The organism is Streptomyces sp. NPDC051109, from assembly GCF_044455885.1.
GTDB lineage: Bacteria > Actinomycetota > Actinomycetes > Streptomycetales > Streptomycetaceae > Streptomyces.
Genome location: NZ_JBITFF010000001.1, coordinates 103,515 through 123,020 on the forward strand (window position 1 = coordinate 103,515; position 19,506 = coordinate 123,020).

A 19,506-nucleotide genomic window follows, 5' to 3' on the forward strand; every position below is an offset into this window, starting at 1 on the left:
AACACCGGTAACCACGGCCACCACGGCAACAACTGGTAACCACCATGGGACGGGTCGCGCGGCATGTGGTGCGGCGGCTGCTCTCGGTGGCAGAAGACCCCGACGCGGTCGTCGCCGCCGCGCCCCCCGTCACTCCGCGCGAGGCGTTCCGCCGGTTCTGGCCCTACACCCGGGGCGGCCGCCGCTGGCTCGTCCCGATCCTTCTCTTCAGCGTCATCGGCCCCCTCATCGACGCGGCCGAGATCTGGCTCTTCAAGGTCGTGGTGGACGAGGTGCTCGTTCCGCGCGACCTGCGCCCGTTCCTCTGGATCGCCCTCGCCTACCTCGGGCTGGTCCTCGCTTCGGGCATTCTGGAGTTCGCCGACGACGTGTTGTCCACGTGGGTCGGCGAACGTTTTCTGCTGGCCCTTCGGTCGGATGTCTACCGGCACGTCCAGGGGCTCTCCCTCGGGTTCTTCGAGCGGCGGCGGCTGGGTGACGTCCTGTCACGCATCACCGGCGACGTCGACGCGATCGAGACGTTCCTCCTCTCCGGCGTGGCCAATGCCCTTTACTACGTCATCCAGTTGGGCGTCTTCCTGGGCCTGCTCTTCTACCTGAGCTGGGACCTGACCCTCCTCGCGCTCGTGATCGTGCCGCTGTTCTGGGGCGCGGCCCGGCGCTTCTCCCGGCTGATCAAGGCCGCCTCGCGCGAGCGGCGGCGGCGCAGCGGCTCGATCAGCGCGATCGCCGAGGAGTCGCTCGGCAACATCGCGCTGGTGCAGGCGTACAACCGGCAGGGGACGGAGGAGAGCCGGTTCACCCGCGAGAGCGTGGGCCGCTTCCGCGCGGCGATGGTCTCGGCCCGCATCCGCTCCGTGTACGGCCCCATCGTCGAGGTGATCGAACTGGCCGGCGCGCTGGCCGTGATGGGCCTGGGTACGTGGAAGCTGGCGCAGGGCCAACTCACCCTGGGCGGGCTGCTGGTCTTCGTAGCCCTGCTGGGCCGGCTCTACAGCCCGATCCGCGACCTGTCCCAGCTCACGACCACCTTCTACGCGGCGTCCGCGTCGGCCGAGCGGATCATCGAACTGCTCGACCAGCACCCCCAGGTCGCGGAGGTCGAAGCCGCCCGTGCCCGGAGGATCGGACGCGCCCGGGGCAATGTCGAGTTCCGCGGCGTCTCGTTCCGCTATCCGGGCACGGCGCAATGGGCGCTGCGCGAGGTGTCCTTCCGCGTGCGGCCCGGCGCCACACTGGCGCTGGTCGGGGCGAGCGGCGCCGGCAAGTCCACGGTCGGGAAGCTGCAACTGCGCTTCTACGACCCGGACGAGGGGGCGGTCCTCCTCGACGGCACCGATCTGCGGGAGCTGCGGCTGGCCGAACTGCGCGAGAACGTAGCGGTGGTGCTCCAGGAGACGCTCGTCTTCCACGGCACGGTACGGGAGAACATCGCGTACGGGCGGCCCGGTGCGACGGAGGCGGACATCGTCGCGGCGGCGCGCGCCGCCGACGCGGACGGGTTCATCCGGCTCCTGCCCGAGGGCTACGACACCGTCGTGGGCCAGCGGGGCCGGACGCTGTCCGGCGGGCAGGCCCAGCGCCTGGCGATCGCCCGCGCGATGGTCAGGGACGCGCCCGTACTCCTCCTGGACGAACCGACCACCGGTCTGGACGCCGAGTCGGCCCGCCGGATCATGGAACCGCTGCGCCGGCTGATGGCCGGTCGGACCACGATCGTGATCTCCCACAACCTGCTGACCGTCCGCGACGCCACCGCCACGGTGGTGCTGGAGCGGGGCCGGGTCGCCGAGCGCGGCACCCACGAGGAACTGCTCGTACGGGACGGTGTCTACGCCCGTCTGCACCGAATGAACGGCGGCGCGCCCGGCATGAACGGCAGGGTGCCCGGCTCCGCTCCCGCCTCCCCGCTCAAGGTCCCCTCATGAGCCTCGCGACCCCGACCGCGACCCGCCCCGCGGCCCCGCCCCTCCCACCCGGTTCGACGCCCGCGACCGGGTACGAGATCCTGGCGCACCTGGCCCGCACCGGCTGGCTCGACCTGTACGACGGCTGGAGCGAGCAACGGGACTGCCGGTGCGTCGTGAAGGTCCTGCGCCCCGACCGCCGCGGGGAAGGACGGCTGGCCGAGCGGCTGGTCCGCGAGGGCCGCTGGCTCCAGCGCTTTACGCATCCGCACCTGGTCCGCGCGTACGAGACCTTCACCTCGCCCGAGCCGCTCGTCGTTCTCGAAACACTGGCGGGCGAGACGCTGGCCCACCTCATCGACCGGCTGCCGCGGCGGGCGGCGGCCGAGGACGTGGCCGTCCTGGGCGTGCAGTTGTGCTCCGCGCTGCACTACCTGCACGGCCAGGGACTGCTGCACCTGGACCTGAAGCCGGCCAACGTCGTGGTGGAGTGCGCCCGCGCGAAGGTGCTCGACCTCAGCGTCGCCCACGCCCCCGGCACCGCACCCGCCGGAGTCGGCACGTTCGGCTACATGTCCCCTGAACAGGCCCGCGGCGGGGCCCTGTCGGCGGCGGCCGACGTATGGGGCATCGGCATCACGCTGTACGAACTCGCCACCGGGGACGTCCCGTTCGATATCGGCGCGACGACGGACGGGACGACGGACGGGACGACGGACGGGGCGACCGCCACGGGCGGTGAGGCCACGGACTGGTATCCGCAGCTCGAAGGTCCGGCCCCGCCGGTGTGCGCACGCCGGCGCCTGCCGCCGGCCCTGGCGGCGGCCATCGACGGCTGCCTGCGGCCCGATCCGGCGGACAGGCCGTCGGTCTCCGAGCTGTCCGCCGCCCTCGACGCGACACTGCGCAGGCACCGCCGCGACACGCCTGAGGCGGGGTGACGGGAACCGGCCAGACCCGCGAAAAGGTGTCTGGTGGGGCGTTGCACCCACTGTGTAATGTCACATCGCATGATGCTTTTACGGCGTACCGCCTCGCTCGCGGTCCTTCTTGCCACCGTTCTCCCCCTGGCCGTCGCCGCGCCCGCGCACGCGGACGACGCCTCCTCCTGCCGTACGGCACCCTTCGCTCCCCTCGACACCGAGCAGGCGCGGCTCGCGGATGCACGGTCCACCGCGCTCGTCGAACGCGCCGGGTTCGGTGACTTCGTACGGCGCTTCCCCGCCGCGCTGTGCGCAGTGCGCGGCCCCGCCGAGGCCGAGCGGCTGCTCGACAGCTGGGGCGAGGCGCTCTGGCAGTCCGCCGTGCGCCGCGCCCAGGGGCAGCGGCCCGGCGGCGACCTCCCGGCCGGGGACGACCGCCCGCTGTACTGGACCCGGCTGTCCATGACCACCGCGCTCGCCCGCTGGGAACCGGGGTTCACCGTCGACCGCGCCGCGCTGCGCGCCCGCTTCGAGGACGCCTCCCGCGGCCTCGCCGACAACGGCTTCCGGACGCCTGCGGGCATACGACGCGTCTTCATCAGCGGCTTCGACCCCTTCGGGCTCGACTCCGAACTGCGCCGCGCCAACCCCTCGGGTTCCGCCGCCCTCCAGCTCAACGGGCGCCGGATCACCCTCGCCGACGGCAGCCGCGCCGAGATCCGGGCCGTCGTCCTGCCCGTGCGGTACGCCGACTTCGACGCCGGCATCGTGGAGCGCGCCTTCGCCCCGCGCCTGACCGGCGGCCCCGGCGCCGCGGACGTCATCACCACGATCAGCCAGGGCTACCCCGGCATCTTCACCCTGGAGGCCTGGGCGGGCCGGTCCCGGTCGGCGGATCCGTACCCCGACAACACCGGCTCCCTCTCCGGCGGTACCCGCGAGCACCCGGTGACCGCCCCCGGCCTCGGCCCGGGCGCGGAGTTCATCCGGACCACGCTCCCGACCGGGGCGGCGACCGACGCCGTGCAGAGCCCGTACCCGGTGCTGCTCAACACCGCCGTCACCGAGATCCCGGCGGGCGCCGCCGAGCCGGTGGACCGCGCGGACGGGCCGACCCCCGGTTCGCGGGCGGTGGAGGGCGGCGGGGGCGGCTACCTGTCCAACGAGGTGGCCTACCGCTCCAACCGGCTGCGCGCCGAACTCGCCCCGCAGCTGCCCGGCGGCCACCTGCACACCCCGGTCCTCACCGGCCTCCCGGCGGACCCGGGCCTGCTGACGGGCCCCGAGTTCGAGCGCAACGAGACCGCGATCACCGCGGAGGTCCGCGCCGTCCTGGAGCACACCGCCGCCCGCCGCTGATCCCGCCTACAGGGATCCGAGTTCGTCGCTCAGATCCGTCAGACCGAGCGAGCCGAGCGAGAGCGCGGCCATGTGCCAGCGCTTGAGGTCGAAGTCCGGGCCCTGCTTGGCCCGGGCCCGCTCCCGCCCCTCCAGCCAGGCCCGTTCGCCGAGTTTGTACGAGATCGCCTGGGCGGGCCTGCCCAGGTAGCGGACGACCTCGCTGTCCAGGTAGGCCGCGGGCCGGCTGGAGTAGCGGCCGAGGAACTCCCGCGCCAGCGCGGGAGTCCACCGCTCCCCCGGCCGGAACGGCGAGTGCGCGGGGATGGCCGCCCGCAGGTGCATGCCGATGTCGATCACCACGCGGACGGCCCGCATCATCTGGGCGTCGAGGTGGCCCAACCGGTGCGCGGGGACGGCCAGCAACCCCAGCTCGTCCATCAGCCGTTCGGCGTACAGGGCCCAACCCTCGGTAGCGGCACTGATCTTGGCGACGTTGGTCTGGTAGCGGGAGAGCCGGTCGCCGGCGAACGTCCAGTGCCCCAGCTGGAGATGGTGCCCGGGGAAGCCCTCGTGGTACCAGGTCGAGACGAGGTTGTGGGTGGGGAAGCGGGTCCGGCCCAGCGTCGGCAGCCAGGTCCGGCCGGGGCGGGCGAAGTCCAGGGAGGGCTGCGAGTAGTACGGGGCCGCGGGCCCACCGGGGGGCGCGATGCACGACTCGACGTGCCTGACCGGCTCGGCGATGTCGAAGTGCCGCCCGTCCAGGGCCGACACGGCCTCGTCCATCAGGGACTGGAGCCAGACCCTGGTCTCCTCCACTCCGTGGACGCTCTTGCCGTGGTCGTCCAGCCAGGCCAGTACCACCCAGGGGTCCTGTCCGCCCGGCAGGATGCGCTTCGCCTCGGCGCGCATCTCGGGCAGCAGCCGGTGGAACTCCTCCCAGCCGTACGCGTACGCCTCGTCGAGGTCCAGGTCCGCGCCGGTGTAGTAGCGGGCGAAACGGCCGTAGCGCTCGCGGCCGACGGCGTCCTCGGCTCCGGCCCCGGTGGCCCCCGCCTCGTACTCACGCCGGAACCACTCCCCCAGCTCGGCGAAGGCGCCCGTCGCCGCCAGCGCCGCGGCCTCCACCTCGGCGCGCAGCTGCGGCGGCGCCCCGGCGGCCAGCGGGGCGAAGCCACCGCCCCCGGAGCCCGTGGAGCCCCCGGAGCCCAGCCACTCCTCCAGTTGGGCCACATTGGCCCGTACCTGGCGCGGCGCCGCGGCCAGTCCACGCCCCACGCCCTCGGCGAGGGAGGCCCGGTATCCGCCGAGGCAGTCGGGCACGGCCCGCAGCCGTCGCGCGATCGCCGCCCAGTCCTCCGGCGTACGGGTCGGCATCACCGCGAAGACCGTGCGGACCCGGTGCAGGGGCGAGGAGACGTTGTTCACCGCGCGCAGGTGCTCACCCGCCTCGTACTGGGCGAGTTCCGCATCGAGCCGCTCCCGCAGCAGCCGTGCGCACCGCCTCTCGACGTCCGCGTCGGCCCCGGAGTCCGGGTCGGGGGCGGGGGCGCTCCCGGCGAGCCGTACGAGGGTCTCGCGCGCGAGAGCGGCCTCGGCGGCGGCCCCGTCGGGCGAGAAGTCCGGCAGTCCGCCGGCGCCGACGGAGGTGCCGAGGTAGGTGCCGGTGATCGGGTCGAGCGCGACCAGGGCGTCGACGTGCGCGTCGGAGATCTGGCGGGGCAGCTCACGCTGAGGCCTCAACATGCCCGAAGCCCTGCCCAGCGCCTCCCCCGGACAAGCCGGGCCCCCTGTCTTTGGCCGGTATCCCGTCGCCCGGCCGCCAGGCCGCCCGGCTGCTCGCGCTCTGCGAGCAGGGCGGTCACGCCCCGAGGTGCGCCATGCGCCGCCAGTACGCACGATGGACTTCGGGACCGATGTGGCACGAAGACCTGGGTCCCGCACCCGAGAGAGAGGCGGCGCGATGACCAGCACGCCGAGTGGAAGTGGCATGCCGACCCGTACCAACAGTGCCTGGGCGGCGGGCGGCACGACGTTCGCGGGTGTCCTGATGATCGTCAGCGGCATCTTCGGCATCATCGAGGGCATCGTCGCCCTCGCGAAGGACGAGGTGTCCCAGCGCGTCGGCGACTACACCTTCAAGTTCGACCTCACCACCTGGGGCTGGATCCATCTCATCGTCGGCATCCTCGTGCTCCTCGCCGGTGCGGCGATCCTCAAGGGCATGGAGGCCGGCCGGATCGCAGGTATCGCTCTGGCCTGCCTGTACGTGATCGCCCAGTTCATGTGGCTGCCCTACCAGCCGCTCTGGTCGATCATCGCCATCGGCATCGGCGTGTTCGTCATCTGGGCCCTGTGCACCGACGTCCCGCGGCAGGCGAGGCCCTGACGGGCTGACGGCGGCGGCCGGACACCGCCCGCCCGATACCCTCGTGCCGGTACGCGTACGTCACCGGCACGAGGAGCAGGAACAGCATGACGATTCACCGGCCGGGCCGGCCCACGGACCTGCCCGCGGCGGAACTGCTGTGGGCCCGGTGGGCGTTGGTCGCCGTACTGGAGGCGACCACCGCGGCGGAGAGCCGCGGCATCCACCGCACCGGCCACTGGATCGACGGCGCCGCGCTCCGTCTCGACGACGCCGGCTGCACGTGGTGGGCCCTGGCCCGGATGGGCCGGGGCCGCTTCGTGCTCTACGGCGAGGACGAGTCGAGCGGCGTCAAGTGGCACGAGCCCGCGGTCGACATGCTGGCGCAGGGCCCGGACTGGCTCCCGTACGAGAGGTTGCACGACCTGCTGGAGGGCTGGGAGCTGGGGTGCGTCTACTGGTATGAGAACGGCGCCTGGGCCCGCGCGCCCTACCCGGAGGACCTCAAGGACGACGGCCTGGACTGCGGTATGGACCGCTTCGTCGACCGGCGGGAAGTCCTCGGCCTGCTGGCCGGCCACGGCCCGGCCGCGGAGGAGCTCCTGGAGGCCGCCGAGGAGTACCGGCTGGCACCCCGGGCCCTGGACGCCCTGGTCGCGAGCACCGGCAACGAGGACCGGGACGAGGAGTGGGACCTGCCCGCCATGCACCGCGCGCTGCACCTGACCGGCCTCACGGGTGAACCCGTCACCACGTAGTGCACGGGTTCCCGAAGTGTTCTAGCGTCGTATGAGGCGTCCGCCTGGGGGAGAGAACGTGGAGGTGAGAAGGGTGGTCAGTCCGACTCCGGCCCAGTTCCGGGCCGTCCACGGCGACATGGACCGGTGGCAGGCCGTCGACTTCGAGGTGTACGAGCACCTCGTGGAGAACCAGTACGTCGTCCGCCCGCGGCCCCGGCCCGAACCCGGCGACCGCCCGCCGCCCCCGCGGGGCCCGGACCCGGCGAGGGGACCCGCAACGCCGCCGGCCTAGGGCTGTCCGCTCGAAGCCGAGCGGAGCACGACAGGAACACGACCGTCCGGTCAGGAGGTGGGCGTGGGAAGCGGCCCCGTCTCCGCCCCGCCGCGGTCCCCCTCGGCGCGCTCCTTCGCGGCGCGGCGCCGCAGTGCGTCCTCGTCCGTATCGGCGTCGTACGTCACCAGCTTCGGCAGCATCGCGGACAGGGCCGCCACCGCCGCCACGCACATCAGGCCTCCGCTCCAGAACGCCGACCGGGTGCCCGTCCAGCCCGCGACCGTCCCCGCGCGGACCTGGCCCAGCTGCGGGCCCACGCTGTACGAGAGGACCTCGATGCCCGCGAGCCGGCCGCGCAGCTCCTCGGGGATGGTCTGGTTCCAGATCGTCGCCCGGCCCAGGCCGCTCAGCATGTCGCCGGCGCCCGCGACCGCCAGGCACGCCAGCACCACCCAGATGTCGGTGGACCAGCCGGCCGCCGCGATCGCCACGCCCCAGACCGCCGCCCCGCACACGACGAACAGGCCGTGCCGCCGCACGCGGGACGTCCAGCCGCTGGTCATCCCGAGGACCAGGGAGCCGACGGCGCCCGCCGAGTACATGAGCCCCAGCGCCCACGCCGCGTCGAGCTCGTCCGCGAGGAAGGGGAAGATCGTGTTCGGGAAGGCGAAGAACATGGCCGCCAGGTCCACCGCGTACGTGCCCAGCAGCACCGGCCGGCTCCACGCGTGGCGCGCGCCCTCGGCGATCCCGCGCAGCGAGGGCCGTTCCGCGTCGGGCGACGGCGGCGCGGGCGTCAGCCGGGCGCACAGCAGGACGGACAGCAGGAAGCCGGCGACGGTGACGCCGTAGGCGGCCGGATAGCCGGCGTAGGCGACGACCAGGCCGGCGAGCGCCGGTCCGGCGATCGCACCGATCTGGTAGCGCAGCGCGTTGAGCGCGGCGGCCGCGGTCATCTGCTCGTGCGGCACGATCCGCGCCATCATCGAGTCCAGGGCCGGGCGCTGCAGCCCGGCCAGCGCCGAGACTCCGGCCGCGACCACGTACAGGGGCCACAGCAGCGGGTTCGGCAGCAGGGCGTTGACGAGCAGGATCAGGGCCAGCAGCCCGAGCCCGGCCTCGCTCAGCAGGATCATCCGCCGCCGGTCGATCGCGTCGGCCAGGGCCCCGCCGTAGAGGCCGAAGACGACGAGCGGGACGAGTTCCACCGCGCCCATCGCACCGACCGCGAGCGGCGAGTCCGTCAGGTGCTTGATCTGGAGCGGGAGGGCGATCATCGCCATGAAGGACGTGAAGTACGTGACGGCGCCCTGGAAGAAGAGCAGTCGGAAGTCGCGGCTGGAACGCCACGGGGAGAGGTCGGGAAGCAGGCGGGAGGAACGGGCGGTACTCACAGCGGGCCATCGTGCGGGAGCCGCCCGCGCCCGGGCAACGCATTTTCGGTGCCCGGGCGCGCGACCGCGCCGCTCACCCCATGCCGGTCACCGCGTGCCGGTCACCCCATGCCGCTCACCGCGTGCCGGCGCCCAGGTGCCGCCACAGGAACGTGTACGCGAGCGCGTGGTTGACGGCGGCCTGTTCGTTGTCGCTGGCTCCGCCGTGGCCGCCGCCGGTGTTCTCGTGGAAGAGCACCCGGTGTCCCAGCTCCCGCAGCCGGGCGGCCGCCTTGCGGGCGTGTCCGGGGTGCACGCGGTCGTCGCGGGTGGAGGTCATCAGCAGCAGGGGCGGGTACGGCCGGTCCCCGCGGAGGTTGTGGTACGGGGAGAGGGCTTCGAGGTGGGGTCGGTCGGCCTCGCTGTCGGGGTCCCCGTACTCGGCGACCCAGGAGGCCCCGGCGAGCAGGCGGTGGTAGCGGAGCATGTCCAGGAGGGGCACCTTCGCGACGACCGCGCCGAACAGCTCGGGGTGGCGGACCAGCATGGCGCCCATGAGCAGGCCTCCGTTGCTGGCTCCGGTGATGCCCAGCCGGTCGGGGGTGGTGATGCCCCGGGCGGTGAGGTCGGCGGCGACGGCGGCGAAGTCCTCGAAGGCCCGTACCCGGTTCGCGCCGAGGGCGGCGTGGTGCCAGGCGGGGCCGTATTCGGAGCCGCCGCGGATGTTGGCGACCGCGTACGTACCGCCGCGGGCGAGCCACGCCCGCCCGGTGAGCGGGCTGTAGCCGGGGGTCTGCTGGTCCCGGAAGCCGCCGTACCCGTAGAGCAGGGCTGGCCCCGGCCCGCTCCGGTCGGTGGGGCCGACGACGAAGTACGGGACCCGCGTACCGTCCGCGGACGTCGCGAAGAACTGCCGGACCTCCAGCCCGCGGGCGTCGAAGCGGGCGGGGGCCTGCTTGAGCGGCTCGGAGTCGGCACCGATGTGCCCGTACGCGAGGGTGGAGGGCTGCAGGAAGCCGTCGACGTTGAGGAAGTACTCGTCGCTGACGTCCGCGTCGGTGTCGGTGACGGTCGCCGAGGACAGGGCCGGCACGTCCGCCAGCGGCCGGCGGCTCCAGCCGTCCGGGCCCGGGGTGAGGACCTCGATGCGGGTGGCGACGTCGGCGAGCGTCTCCAGGATCAGGTGGTGGCGGGTCCAGCAGTGCCCGGCCAGCGCGGTGCGCTCGTCCGGCGCGAACAGCACGTGCGCGGTGCGGTCTCCGGCGAGGAACGCGTCGAAGTCGAAGGCGAGGAGCGAGCCGGCCGGTTGTCCGAGCCAGGGGGTCTTGGGGGTGACGACCAGCCACTGGCGGAACGCGTACTTCCCGGCGTCGTCCGGGACCTCGATCTTCACGAGCCCGTCGCCGTCGGCGAGCAGGTACAGCTCGTCGTGGAAGAAGTCGGTGTGACGGGAGACGAAGTCGCGCTCGTGGCCGGGGGTCGGGTCGTGCCAGCCCGAGGCGGACACGTCGCCGGCCTCGGCCTCGAAGACGAGCTCGGCTTCCGCCGGCGGGGTGCCCCGGCGCCAGCGGCGGACCGTACGGGGATAGCCGGAGGCGGTCAGCGAACCCGGTCCGAAGTCGGTGCCGAGGAAGACGGTGTCCTCGTCGATCCAGCCGATCCGGGTCTTCGCCTCCGCGACGTGGAAGCCTCCCTCTTCGCCGGGGACGAAGGCCCGGCCGTCGAGGTCGAACTCGCGGACGACGACGGCGTCGGAGCCGTCCCGGGACAGCTGGACCAGGGCGCGGCGGTAGTCCGGGTACCGCACCCGGGCACCTGCCCACACCCACTCCTCGCCCTCCCGCGCCGCGAGGGCGTCGATGTCGAGGAGCACCTCCCAGGCGGGCTCGTCCTTGCGGTACTGCTCCAGCGTCGTACGCCGCCACACGCCCTTCGGGCGGTCCGCGTCCCGCCAGAAGTTGTAGAGGTGCGCCCCGCGCCGGGCGGTGTACGGGATGCGGTCGGCGTCGTCGAGTACCTCGCGCAGTTCGTCGCGCAACGCCCCGAAGCCCGGGTCGTCGGCGAGCGCGGCGGCGGTCTCCGCGTTCCGCTCCGCCACCCAGGCCAGTGCGTCCTCGCCCTCTACGTCTTCCAGCCACAGGAAACGATCTTCAGCAGTCACCCCACGATTGTGCCGCCCCGCGGGGCGGCCCGGAGCCGCGTCGGGCGAAGCGGGCCTTCGGGTCCGGGTTCGGCGGGGGCCGGTCAGGCCGACAACGGCCGGTCGTGGGCGCCGACGGGGGCGGGCAGGGCCGTCGAGCCGGTGAGGTAGCGGTCCACGGCGGCGGCCGTCGCCCGCCCTTCCGCGATGGCCCACACCACCAGGGACTGGCCGCGCCCGGCGTCGCCCGCCACGAAGACCCCGTCGGGCCTGCGGCGGGTGGGCCGCGCCCTCGGCGGGCCCCAGGCCGGCGGCACGCCCGCCGCCGGGGCCTCGGCCCAGGGCGGTGCCTTGGGCGTCGCGGCACGGGCCGCCGGCGGGGGCGCGCCCCGCCCGCCGAGGGCCGCGTAGCCCGCGTCCCGGGCGAAGTTGCCCCGGTCGTCGCGGGTGAGGCCGAGCTGTTCGCCGAGCCGGCAGGCGCGCTCGGGACCGGAGAAGCCGAGCGCCAGCAGGACCAGCTCCGCCTCGACGACCCGCTCGGTACCCGGCAGGGGCCTGCGCTCCACGGGTTCGACCGCCGTGAGGTGCAGGGCCCGTACCCGGCCGTCCACATCGCCCTCGAAGTGCAGGGTCGCGCTGGAGAAGAGGCGGGGGTCGGTGCCGTGGCGCCCGCGCGCCTCCTCGTGGGCGTGGGAGATCCGGTACACCTGCGGGTGTACCAGCGGCCATGGCTCTCCCTCGGGCCGCTCGGGGCCCGGCTCCGGGCGGATGTCCAGCTGGACCACCGACAGCGCCCCCTGCCTCAGGGCGGTGCCCAGGCAGTCCGAGCCGGTGTCCCCGCCGCCGACGATCACCACGTGCCGGCCTTCGGCAGTGAGAGCGGGCGCCGCGAAATCGCCCTCGCCGACCCGGTTGGCGCAGGTCAGGTACTCCATGGCCTGGTGGATTCCGTGCAGGTCGCGGCCCGGCGCGGCAAGTTCCCGGCGCTCCTCGGCCCCGACGGCGACGACGACCGCGTCATGGCGCCGGCGCAGTTCCGCCGCGTCCACGCGGCCGCCGATGTCGGCGTCCGTACGGAAGACCGTGCCCTCGGCCCGCATCTGGGCGATCCGCCGGTCCAGGTGGGTCTTCTCCATCTTGAACGCGGGGATGCCGTAGCGGAGCAGGCCGCCGATGCGGTCGGCCCGCTCGTAGACGACGACGGTGTGCCCGGCCCGGGTCAGCTGCTGGGCCGCGGCGAGCCCGGCCGGGCCGGAGCCGATGACGGCCACCGTCTGACCGCTGAGCCGGCCGGGCGGCGCCGGCGGGGCGTAGCCGAGCTCCCAGGCCTGGTCGGCGATGGTCTGCTCGACGTTCTTGATGGTCACCGGGTCGGCGTTGATCGCCAGTACACAGGAGTCCTCGCAGGGGGCCGGGCAGAGCCGGCCGGTGAACTCGGGGAAGTTGTTGGTGGCGTGCAGCCGCTCGGCCGCGGCCCGCCAGTCGCCGTGCGCGGCATAGGCGTTCCACTCGGGGATGAGGTTGCCGAGCGGGCAGCCGCCGTGGCAGAAGGCGACGCCGCAGTCCATGCAGCGGTTCGCCTGCTCCGACACCAGGGGCAGCAGCGTCTGCCCGGCGTGCACCTCGCGCCAGTCGCCGAGCCGCAGGTCCGCGGGGCGCGACGGGACGGCGTTGCGGGGGGTCCGGAGGAACCCGTACGGATCGGTCATGCTCCGCCTCCCTGGTCACAGGCGGATACGGCGGTCAGACCAGGCTACGCCGGGTTCGGGGCTCCCGCGGCGGCAAGCGGACGCGGCGGCGGCCCCGGTGGACCGCTCGGGGTCGTCGAGCCCTGGGGCGTGGCCCGCTCCGATCTGCACGACGAGCAGGGCGTGCGGGAACAGAGCGGCGTACCGGCGGCCGCGGGCGGCGGCAGCGATACGTCAGAGGGCTGCCCGGGTCCGGGCGACCAGGGCGCGGGCCTCGGCGACGGTGGCCGTCAGCGCCTCGGCGGTGGTGCCGGGCGCGCCCAGCAGGTCGCGGACGCGACCGAAGTCGGCGGGTGCGCCGGGCAGCGTCTCGGCGACGGCCAGTGCGCCCTTCTCGTTGAGGCACCAGCGGCGGTCCGCGGCGAACAGTGCCTGCACCAGCACGCCCACGGCCCGGGACAGGCACAGCGAGACGTACAGGGCGTCCGCCCGGGCGGCGCCCTTCGCGGCGCCCTCGACCAGGAACTCCGCCTCCCAGGCCGCCGCCGTCAGCGCCTGGCGCAGCGGCTCCGGATAGTCGGCGGTCTGCCGTCGAAGGCCGGCCAGCTCGCCGGTCGGATCGGCGAGCACCTGCCCGAGCGCCACCTCGCCCGCGTAGCAGGGCGACCAGAACCCGAGCGGGTGCCCCGCCTGTAGGCCGACCTCGTACCGGCCTTCTCGGCACTGCTCCCAGACCAGCGCGACCCGGTCCAGGTCCCGCAGGATCCAGTCCACGGCGGTCCCCTCGACCTGCAGCCATGCGCCGCCGTTGACCCAGGGGCCCCAGCCGCCGGGTGCGGCCACGTCCACTCCGGGCCCGGCCAGCGCGCGCAGCGCGTCGAGATCGAGGTCGCCCCGGTAGTAGACGCCGAGGTCCCAGTCCGATCCGGGCCGGTGCTCTCCGCGGGCCCGGCTGCCGCCGAGCATGACGCCGACCACACCGGGCACTCCGGTCAGGCGATTCGCCATGTCCTTGATGATCGTTTCCACGGCGCGAGTCTCGCATCCGGGACGCGGACGCGGCCACCGGGTTCACCGGGTTGCCCCTACGGCGCCTCCTGCTCTCCACCGGGCGCGGCGGCGTGCAGGGCCGCCGTCAAGTAGCGCCGCACGACGTCCAGTTCAGCGGCAGTGAACTCCTCGGCGGCCTCGACCAGGCCGCCGATCAGCGGACCGAAGAAGGACCGGCCCAGCCCGACGGCCTTCGGCTCCACCGCCAGCAGGACGCGGCGCCGGTCGTGCGGGTCGCGGCTACGGCGGACCAGGCCCAGCCGTTCCAGCCGGTCGAGGAGGGCGGTGGTACCCGCCGAGTTGAGCCGCAGGGCCTCGCCGAGCCGCCCCGGGGTGACCGGCTCGCCCGCGCGCTCCGCGTCCAGCAGGCGGATCAGCGCCCGCAGATCGGTCGGGTGCAGGCCGTTGCCGGCCGCGAACTCGGCACCGCGCAGGTGGAGTTCCACGGTGACCGCGCGCAGCAGGTGGACCAGCCGCATGGCAGGGGTGTCGTCGTCGTTCACTCGACGATTATCTCGTGGGGCGAGATACTCGGTCAACGAGACGATGCGACGATCCCCGGAGGCCTGCCGTGACCGTACCTGCGCCCCTGCCCGTGCCCGTGCCCGCATCACAGGAGTTCTTCAGTGCGTACGACGCGCTGCTCGCGCGATGGCCGGCCGGTACGGCCGAGCTCGACGTCCCGACCCCGTACGGAACGACCCGCGTGCACGCGTACGGCCCCGCCGGGGCCCCTGCGGTCCTGCTGCTGCACGGCGGCGGCTCCACCGGCGCCGTCTGGTTCGCCAACGCCGCGACGCTCGGCGCGCACCACCGGGTCCTCGCCGCCGACATCCTCGGCGACGCCGGCCGCAGCGTGCGCGCGGGCCGCCCGCTGCGCACGGCCGCCGACCTGATGGCCTGGCTGGACGCGCTCCTCGACGGGCTCGGCGTCCGGAGCGCCGCGCTCGTGGGGCATTCGTACGGGGCCTGGCTCGCCCTGACGTACGCGCTGCACGCCGCGGAGCGGGTCGACCGGCTGGTACTCCTCGACCCGACCCAGTGCTTCGCGGGATACCGCCCCGGATTCCTGGTGCGCTCACTGCCCGTGCTCGTGCGCCCGCGGGCGGCCCGCGTGCTCGCCTACGTCGACCGCGAGACGGCGGGCACGGACACCGACCCGCAGTGGAAGCGGCTCTTCGCCCTGGCGGCCTCGGATGTCGCCCACCGGAAGCTGGTCGTCGGCCGCCGGCCGGACGCCCGGGCGATGAGGGCCCCGCTGCTGGTCCTGCTCGCGGGCCGCAGCGGCGCCCACGATCCGGAGAAGGTCGCCGCCCGCGCCCGCGAGGCCGTACCGCACGCCCGGATCGAGACGCTCCCGCATCTCACCCACTACGCGCTGCCCACGGCAGCGTCCGCGCAGACGAACCGCCTGATCTCAGAGTTCCTCGGGACCGACCGGGAAGGTCAGTCCAGGTCGAGGTGGTAGGCCCCGGCGACCGCGTCGGCGAACAGCGTGAACTGGACCCGCGGGCCGGGCTCGCCGCCGTGGCCGCCCTCGCCTTCGCAGTCGACGTCCACCTCGACGGGCTCGGCGTCCACGAGGACGAACTCCCCGTAGCCCTCGAAGTCCCCGGGGCCGTCCGCGACGCCGATGTGGATCGGGGTCTCGTCGGGCAGTGCCGCCAGCGCCTCGCGGAGCCGGCCGGCGGTCCACACCTGCGGATTGTGATCGAACATGTCAGCCATACCGCGACATTAGAGGGCGAAAGGTGCACCACGGCCACGGCGCGCCGGACGGTTTCCCGCATCCGCGCGACCGTCACCCGGAGTGCGCCCGGGGACGGCCCGGGTGCGGGGTCAGCCCGTGGTGACCGCCCGCTCCAGGATGGCCGCCGTGTCCACGCCCGTCGGGAGCGTCCCGTACGCGCCGCCGCGCTCACCGCCCAGGCGGGAGGCGCAGAAGGCCTCGGCCACCGCGCCCGGGGCGTGGCGCAGCAGCAGCGACGCCTGGAAGACGAGGGCCATCGTCTCGGTGAGCTGCCGGGCCCGGTACTCGGCCTCGGCCGGATCGGCCAGCTGCTTGTGGAGCCCGGCCACCGCCGCGTCCAGGTGCCGGTCGGCGCCCGCCGCCCGCCCGACCTCCTCGAAGAAGGCCTCGACGGTCTGCGGCTGCCGGGCCATGGCCCGCAGCGAGTCCAGGGCGGCGACATTGCCGGAGCCCTCCCAGATCGACGACAGCGGGGCCTCCCGGTAGAGGCGCGGCATCCCGGAGTCCTCGATATAGCCGTTGCCGCCCAGGCATTCGAGGGCTTCGGCGGCATGCCCCGGGGCACGCTTGCAGACCCAGTACTTGGTGACCGCCAGCCCCAGCCGGCGCAGCAGCGCCTCGTCCCGGCTGCCCCGGGAGACCCGGTCCGTGGCGCCGGCGAGGCGCAGCGCGACGGCGGTCGCCGCCTCGGATTCGAGGGCGAGGTCCGCGAGGACGTTGCGCATCAGGGGCTGGTCGATGAGCGCCTTGCCGAACGCCCGCCGGTGCGTGGCGTGGTGGACGGCGCGGATGACACCGAGGCGCATGCCGGACGCTCCGCCGAGCACGCAGTCGAGGCGGGTCATGTTGACCATCTCGATGATCGTCGCGACGCCGCGCCCCTCCTCCCCCACCAGCCAGCCGAACGCCTCGTCGTACTCGATCTCTGCGGAGGCGTTGGACCGGTTGCCGAGCTTGTCCTTGAGGCGCTGGAGCAGCAGCCGGTTGCGGCTGCCGTCCGGCAGCACCCGGGGCAGCAGGAAGCAGGAGAGCCCGCCCGGGGCCTGGGCCAGCGTCAGGAAGACGTCCGACATGGGTGCGGAGGTGAACCACTTGTGGCCGGTCAGCCGGTAGGTGCCGTCCGGGGCCGGCACGGCGGTCGTGGTGTTGGCGCGCACGTCGGAGCCGCCCTGCTTCTCGGTCATCGACATGCCCGCGATCAAGCCCTGCTTGGTGTCGGGCCGGCGCAGTCCGTAGTCGTACGTGCGGGAGGCGAGCAGCGGCTCCAGCCAGGCGGCGAGTTCCGGGGTCGCGCGCAGCGCGGGTACGGCGGCGTACGTCATGGACACCGGGCAGGAGTGGCCCGCCTCGACCTGGCCCCAGACGAGGAACTTCGCGGCCCGCGCGACGTGCGCTCCGGCCCGGTCGTCCGCCCAGGGCGCGGCGTGCAGCCCGTGGGAGACGGCGGTGCCCATCAGCTCGTGCCAATACGGGTGGAACTCCACCTCGTCGATCCGGTGGCCGTAGCGGTCGTGGCTGCGCAGCACCGGCGGGTTCTCGTTGACGACGCGTCCCCACTCCGCGGCCCGTTCGGAGCCGGCGAGGGCGCCCAGCCGGTGGATCTCGGGTATCGCCCACCCGGCGCCCTCGCGGGCGACCGCCTCCAGCAGGGCCGGGTCGGCGGCCGCGTCGTAACCGAGGTGCGGCGGCACCTGGTTGGTGACCTCATGCGTCTGCGGCATCGTGTCCTCCAAGGGCACGCAGGGTGAAGGTGATCAGACCGGGGATGACGTCCCCCGGGGCCGCGTCCCCGTCGGCCAGCGGCCCGACGAGCGCTTCGGCGATCGCGCCGACGAGCGCGGCGGCCGTCAACTCGGGTGATTGGGGAGGGAGTTCCCCCGACGCCACGCCCGCGGCGATCTGTTCGGCGTACACGTCGCGGAACGCCCGCCGGAAGACGAGGCGTTCGGTGTCGACGGCGGGGTCGGCAGGCTCCGCCAGCAGGGCGAAGGCCCGCCGCGGCGCTTGCAGCGCCCGGTACGCGAAGGTCTCGACGGCCGCGGCCACCCGGCGCGCGGCGCCGCCCGGGCGCTCCGTCGCGGCGGCCACGGCCTCCAGCTCCCTGGCCACGAGGGTGCGGAAGAGCGCGGCGGCCAGCTCGGACTTCCCGGAGAACGACTGGTACACGCTTCCGGTGGAGATCCCGGCCTCGGCGGCGATGGCGGCGACCGAGCAGCCGCCGTACCCCTCCCGGGAGAGCAGGTGGACGGCTGCTTCGAGCACCCGCTCGCGCCGGGCGTCGAGGCGGGCCTGCACGGATGGCGGGCGACGGTAGGGCATGGAAGGATTGAAGCACCGATTCACTGCTTCACGCCAGACCTGGACGGGCGCCGGCCGGCGGCGGTCCACTCGGCGCACGCGCCCCCGGATCGGGGCCGCGGCGCGAGGCCCAGAGCCATGAGGAAGCCTGCCACGGGCCGTGACGGGGAGCGTCCCGGGGCGTGGTCCCGATGGGCGCGGGAGCGCCGCGGGGCGGGCGGGGGCCGGGAGAGGCGCTCTACGGGGTGAGGGTCGCCGGGGTGGGGCCGTCGGGGCGGACGGTGATGCTGTACGCGGCCTTCGCGGGGACGGAGTGGAACTCCGGGACGTGGGCGGGCAGCAGCTGTTCGAGGAGGACCGTCGACTCGCGGAGGGCGAACCGGAGGCCGAGGCAGGCGCGCGGGCCGATGCCGAAGGGGAGGTAGGCGCCGGGGTGCGTCGGGCGCCCGCCCGGGGTGGTGAAGCGGCGGGGGTCGAACCGCTCGGGGTCCGGCCACAGTCCGGGGTCGCGGTGCGTGAGGTACGGGCAGACCACCACGTCGGAGCCCGCTTCGACGGCGTAGCCGGTCAGGACGTCCGCCTCGACGGCGTACCGGGGCAGGATCCACGCCGACGGATAGAGCCGGAGCGTCTCGTGGACCAGGGCCTCGACGGCGCGACGGCGTTCCGCCGAGCCTGGGGCGCCTGCGGCGAGGGCCTCCCCACGGGCCGCGGGGTGCCGGTCGAGCAGGAGGTAGAGCCAGGTCAGGGTGGTGGCGGTGGTCTCGTGGCCGGCGACGAGCAGCGTGATCAGCTCGTCGCGGATCAGCCGGTCGGTGTACTCGGGGCGTTCGGCGGCGGCGCCGAGCAGGAGGTGCAGGAGGCCCGGCCCGTCAGGCCCGGCTTCGCCGCTCCGGGCGGCCCCGATGGCGCGGTGCGCGACGGCGTCGATCCTGGCGAGGTCGGCGGAGACGGCCTCCCGGGCGCCTGCCGTGTCGGCCGGCAGGGTGGGCATCGCGGCCACCACGGCGGCGACGGCGCCCAGTTCACGCTCGGTGCCGTCGTCGAGGGGGTGTCCGGTGAGGGAGCGCCAGATGGTGTCCAGGGCGAAGCGGCGCATCTCCAGGCCGACGTCGAAGGGCTCCCCGGTACGGGCGTACGCGGCCCAGCGCCCGGCGGTGACGCGGGCTGCCTCAGCGATCCGCTGCTCGTAGCGGCGCATGCCGGTGCCGGTGAACTGGGACTGCAGCAGCCGCCGCTGGCTCTTCCAGGCCTCGCCGGTCGCGGCGAGCACACCGTCGCCGATCAACAGGCGGGCGCGGTGGGAGCGTTTGACGTACCGGTCGGGGTGCAGGGCCAGTACGTGCCGGACCGCGCGGGGGTCCGTGACCAGGACCGTGGGGCTCGGCCCGAGGCGGAACGCCGCGACCCCGCCGAGCCGATCGCGCAACAGGGTGAGGAGGTCGACCAGTTCGGCCCCGTCGGAGCGCCACCGCTCCACGAGGGCGGGGTCCGCCTCGGGGACCGGACGTCCCGTCGGGCCAGCGGGCGGACGGGCGTCGAAGCCGGCTTCGGTGGCCACGGATCTTCTCCTGTTCGCCGCTGGTCCCGGCCCGGGCGGAGCGCGGGCATCACGGACTGTACGGGAGCGGACGCGTCTCGTGACACCCCGCCCGGG

General features: G+C 74.2%; 17 protein-coding genes. 7 read left to right on the forward strand and 10 right to left on the reverse strand.

Going from position 1 to position 19,506, the window contains the following annotated elements; genetic code table 11:
• The first annotated feature begins 44 nt into the window (after window positions 1-44).
• The 3 genes from ACIBAD_RS00450 (at window position 45) to ACIBAD_RS00460 (ending at window position 4,189) form a co-directional block, all read left to right on the forward strand.
• Window positions 45-1,928 (forward strand): ABC transporter ATP-binding protein, encoded by a 1,884-nt coding sequence (locus tag ACIBAD_RS00450; protein ID WP_398903347.1) that lies wholly within the window; start codon window positions 45-47, stop codon window positions 1,926-1,928.
• Complete coding sequence (locus ACIBAD_RS00455) at window positions 1,925-2,848, forward strand: serine/threonine-protein kinase (RefSeq protein ID WP_398903349.1); 924 nt, start codon at window positions 1,925-1,927, stop codon at window positions 2,846-2,848. The genes ACIBAD_RS00450 and ACIBAD_RS00455 overlap by 4 nt, the downstream gene beginning before the upstream one ends.
• Window positions 2,849-2,917: 69 nt before the next feature.
• Window positions 2,918-4,189: a pyroglutamyl peptidase gene (locus ACIBAD_RS00460; RefSeq protein ID WP_398903351.1), complete on the forward strand. Its 1,272-nt coding sequence runs from the start codon at window positions 2,918-2,920 to the stop codon at window positions 4,187-4,189.
• 6 nt (window positions 4,190-4,195) lie between these two features.
• On the opposite strand, the gene ACIBAD_RS00465 is transcribed toward ACIBAD_RS00460, so the two are convergent.
• Complete coding sequence (locus tag ACIBAD_RS00465) at window positions 4,196-5,914, reverse strand: DUF885 domain-containing protein (protein ID WP_398903354.1); 1,719 nt, start codon at window positions 5,912-5,914, stop codon at window positions 4,196-4,198.
• 244 nt (window positions 5,915-6,158) lie between these two features.
• On the opposite strand from ACIBAD_RS00465, the gene ACIBAD_RS00470 reads away from it, so the two are divergent.
• The 3 genes from ACIBAD_RS00470 to ACIBAD_RS00480 all read left to right on the forward strand — a co-directional run bounded on the left by ACIBAD_RS00470 (window position 6,159) and on the right by ACIBAD_RS00480 (window position 7,568).
• Window positions 6,159-6,557, forward strand: a complete 399-nt coding sequence (locus ACIBAD_RS00470; RefSeq protein WP_398903356.1) for a hypothetical protein — start codon at window positions 6,159-6,161, stop codon at window positions 6,555-6,557.
• Between the two features lie 86 nt (window positions 6,558-6,643).
• Complete coding sequence (locus ACIBAD_RS00475; RefSeq protein ID WP_398903358.1) at window positions 6,644-7,294, forward strand: hypothetical protein; 651 nt, start codon at window positions 6,644-6,646, stop codon at window positions 7,292-7,294.
• A gap of 73 nt (window positions 7,295-7,367) precedes the next feature.
• A complete protein-coding gene (locus ACIBAD_RS00480; RefSeq protein WP_398903360.1) occupies window positions 7,368-7,568 on the forward strand; it encodes a hypothetical protein in 201 nt (66 codons plus the stop codon).
• 50 nt (window positions 7,569-7,618) lie between these two features.
• Here the strand turns inward: ACIBAD_RS00480 and ACIBAD_RS00485 are convergent, their stop codons facing one another.
• The 5 genes from ACIBAD_RS00485 to ACIBAD_RS00505 all read right to left on the reverse strand — a co-directional run bounded on the left by ACIBAD_RS00485 (window position 7,619) and on the right by ACIBAD_RS00505 (window position 14,280).
• On the reverse strand, window positions 7,619-8,944 hold the full coding sequence (locus ACIBAD_RS00485) for an MFS transporter (protein WP_398903362.1): 1,326 nt from the start codon (window positions 8,942-8,944) through the stop codon (window positions 7,619-7,621).
• A 115-nt stretch (window positions 8,945-9,059) separates the two neighbouring features.
• Window positions 9,060-11,084 (reverse strand): prolyl oligopeptidase family protein, encoded by a 2,025-nt coding sequence (locus tag ACIBAD_RS00490; RefSeq protein ID WP_398903364.1) that lies wholly within the window; start codon window positions 11,082-11,084, stop codon window positions 9,060-9,062.
• Between the two features lie 83 nt (window positions 11,085-11,167).
• Entirely contained in the window at window positions 11,168-12,772 is a 1,605-nt protein-coding gene (locus ACIBAD_RS00495; RefSeq protein WP_398903365.1) for a glutamate synthase subunit beta, read from the reverse strand.
• 213 nt (window positions 12,773-12,985) lie between these two features.
• Entirely contained in the window at window positions 12,986-13,759 is a 774-nt protein-coding gene (locus ACIBAD_RS00500; protein ID WP_398903944.1) for a nucleotidyltransferase domain-containing protein, read from the reverse strand.
• Window positions 13,760-13,836: 77 nt separating this feature from the next.
• Window positions 13,837-14,280: a MarR family transcriptional regulator gene (locus ACIBAD_RS00505; protein WP_134074013.1), complete on the reverse strand. Its 444-nt coding sequence runs from the start codon at window positions 14,278-14,280 to the stop codon at window positions 13,837-13,839.
• A gap of 92 nt (window positions 14,281-14,372) precedes the next feature.
• Here ACIBAD_RS00505 and ACIBAD_RS00510 point away from each other — a divergent pair, with 92 nt between their 5' ends.
• A complete protein-coding gene (locus tag ACIBAD_RS00510) occupies window positions 14,373-15,269 on the forward strand; it encodes an alpha/beta fold hydrolase (RefSeq protein WP_398903367.1) in 897 nt (298 codons plus the stop codon).
• On the opposite strand, the gene ACIBAD_RS00515 is transcribed toward ACIBAD_RS00510, so the two are convergent.
• The 4 genes from ACIBAD_RS00515 to ACIBAD_RS00530 all read right to left on the reverse strand — a co-directional run bounded on the left by ACIBAD_RS00515 (window position 15,248) and on the right by ACIBAD_RS00530 (window position 19,410).
• Complete coding sequence (locus ACIBAD_RS00515) at window positions 15,248-15,529, reverse strand: DUF6225 family protein (RefSeq protein WP_134067983.1); 282 nt, start codon at window positions 15,527-15,529, stop codon at window positions 15,248-15,250. The two genes, ACIBAD_RS00510 and ACIBAD_RS00515, sit on opposite strands and share 22 nt — an antisense overlap.
• A gap of 111 nt (window positions 15,530-15,640) precedes the next feature.
• Window positions 15,641-17,272, reverse strand: coding sequence for an isovaleryl-CoA dehydrogenase (locus ACIBAD_RS00520; protein ID WP_398903370.1), 1,632 nt, complete (start codon window positions 17,270-17,272; stop codon window positions 15,641-15,643).
• Window positions 17,256-17,870: a TetR/AcrR family transcriptional regulator gene (locus tag ACIBAD_RS00525; protein ID WP_398903372.1), complete on the reverse strand. Its 615-nt coding sequence runs from the start codon at window positions 17,868-17,870 to the stop codon at window positions 17,256-17,258. The genes ACIBAD_RS00520 and ACIBAD_RS00525 overlap by 17 nt, the downstream gene beginning before the upstream one ends.
• Before the next feature lie 217 nt (window positions 17,871-18,087).
• Window positions 18,088-19,410 carry a cytochrome P450 gene (locus ACIBAD_RS00530; protein WP_398903374.1) on the reverse strand — a complete coding sequence of 441 codons (1,323 nt, stop codon included), beginning with the start codon at window positions 19,408-19,410 and terminating at the stop codon, window positions 18,088-18,090.
• Window positions 19,411-19,506: the final 96 nt, after the last annotated feature.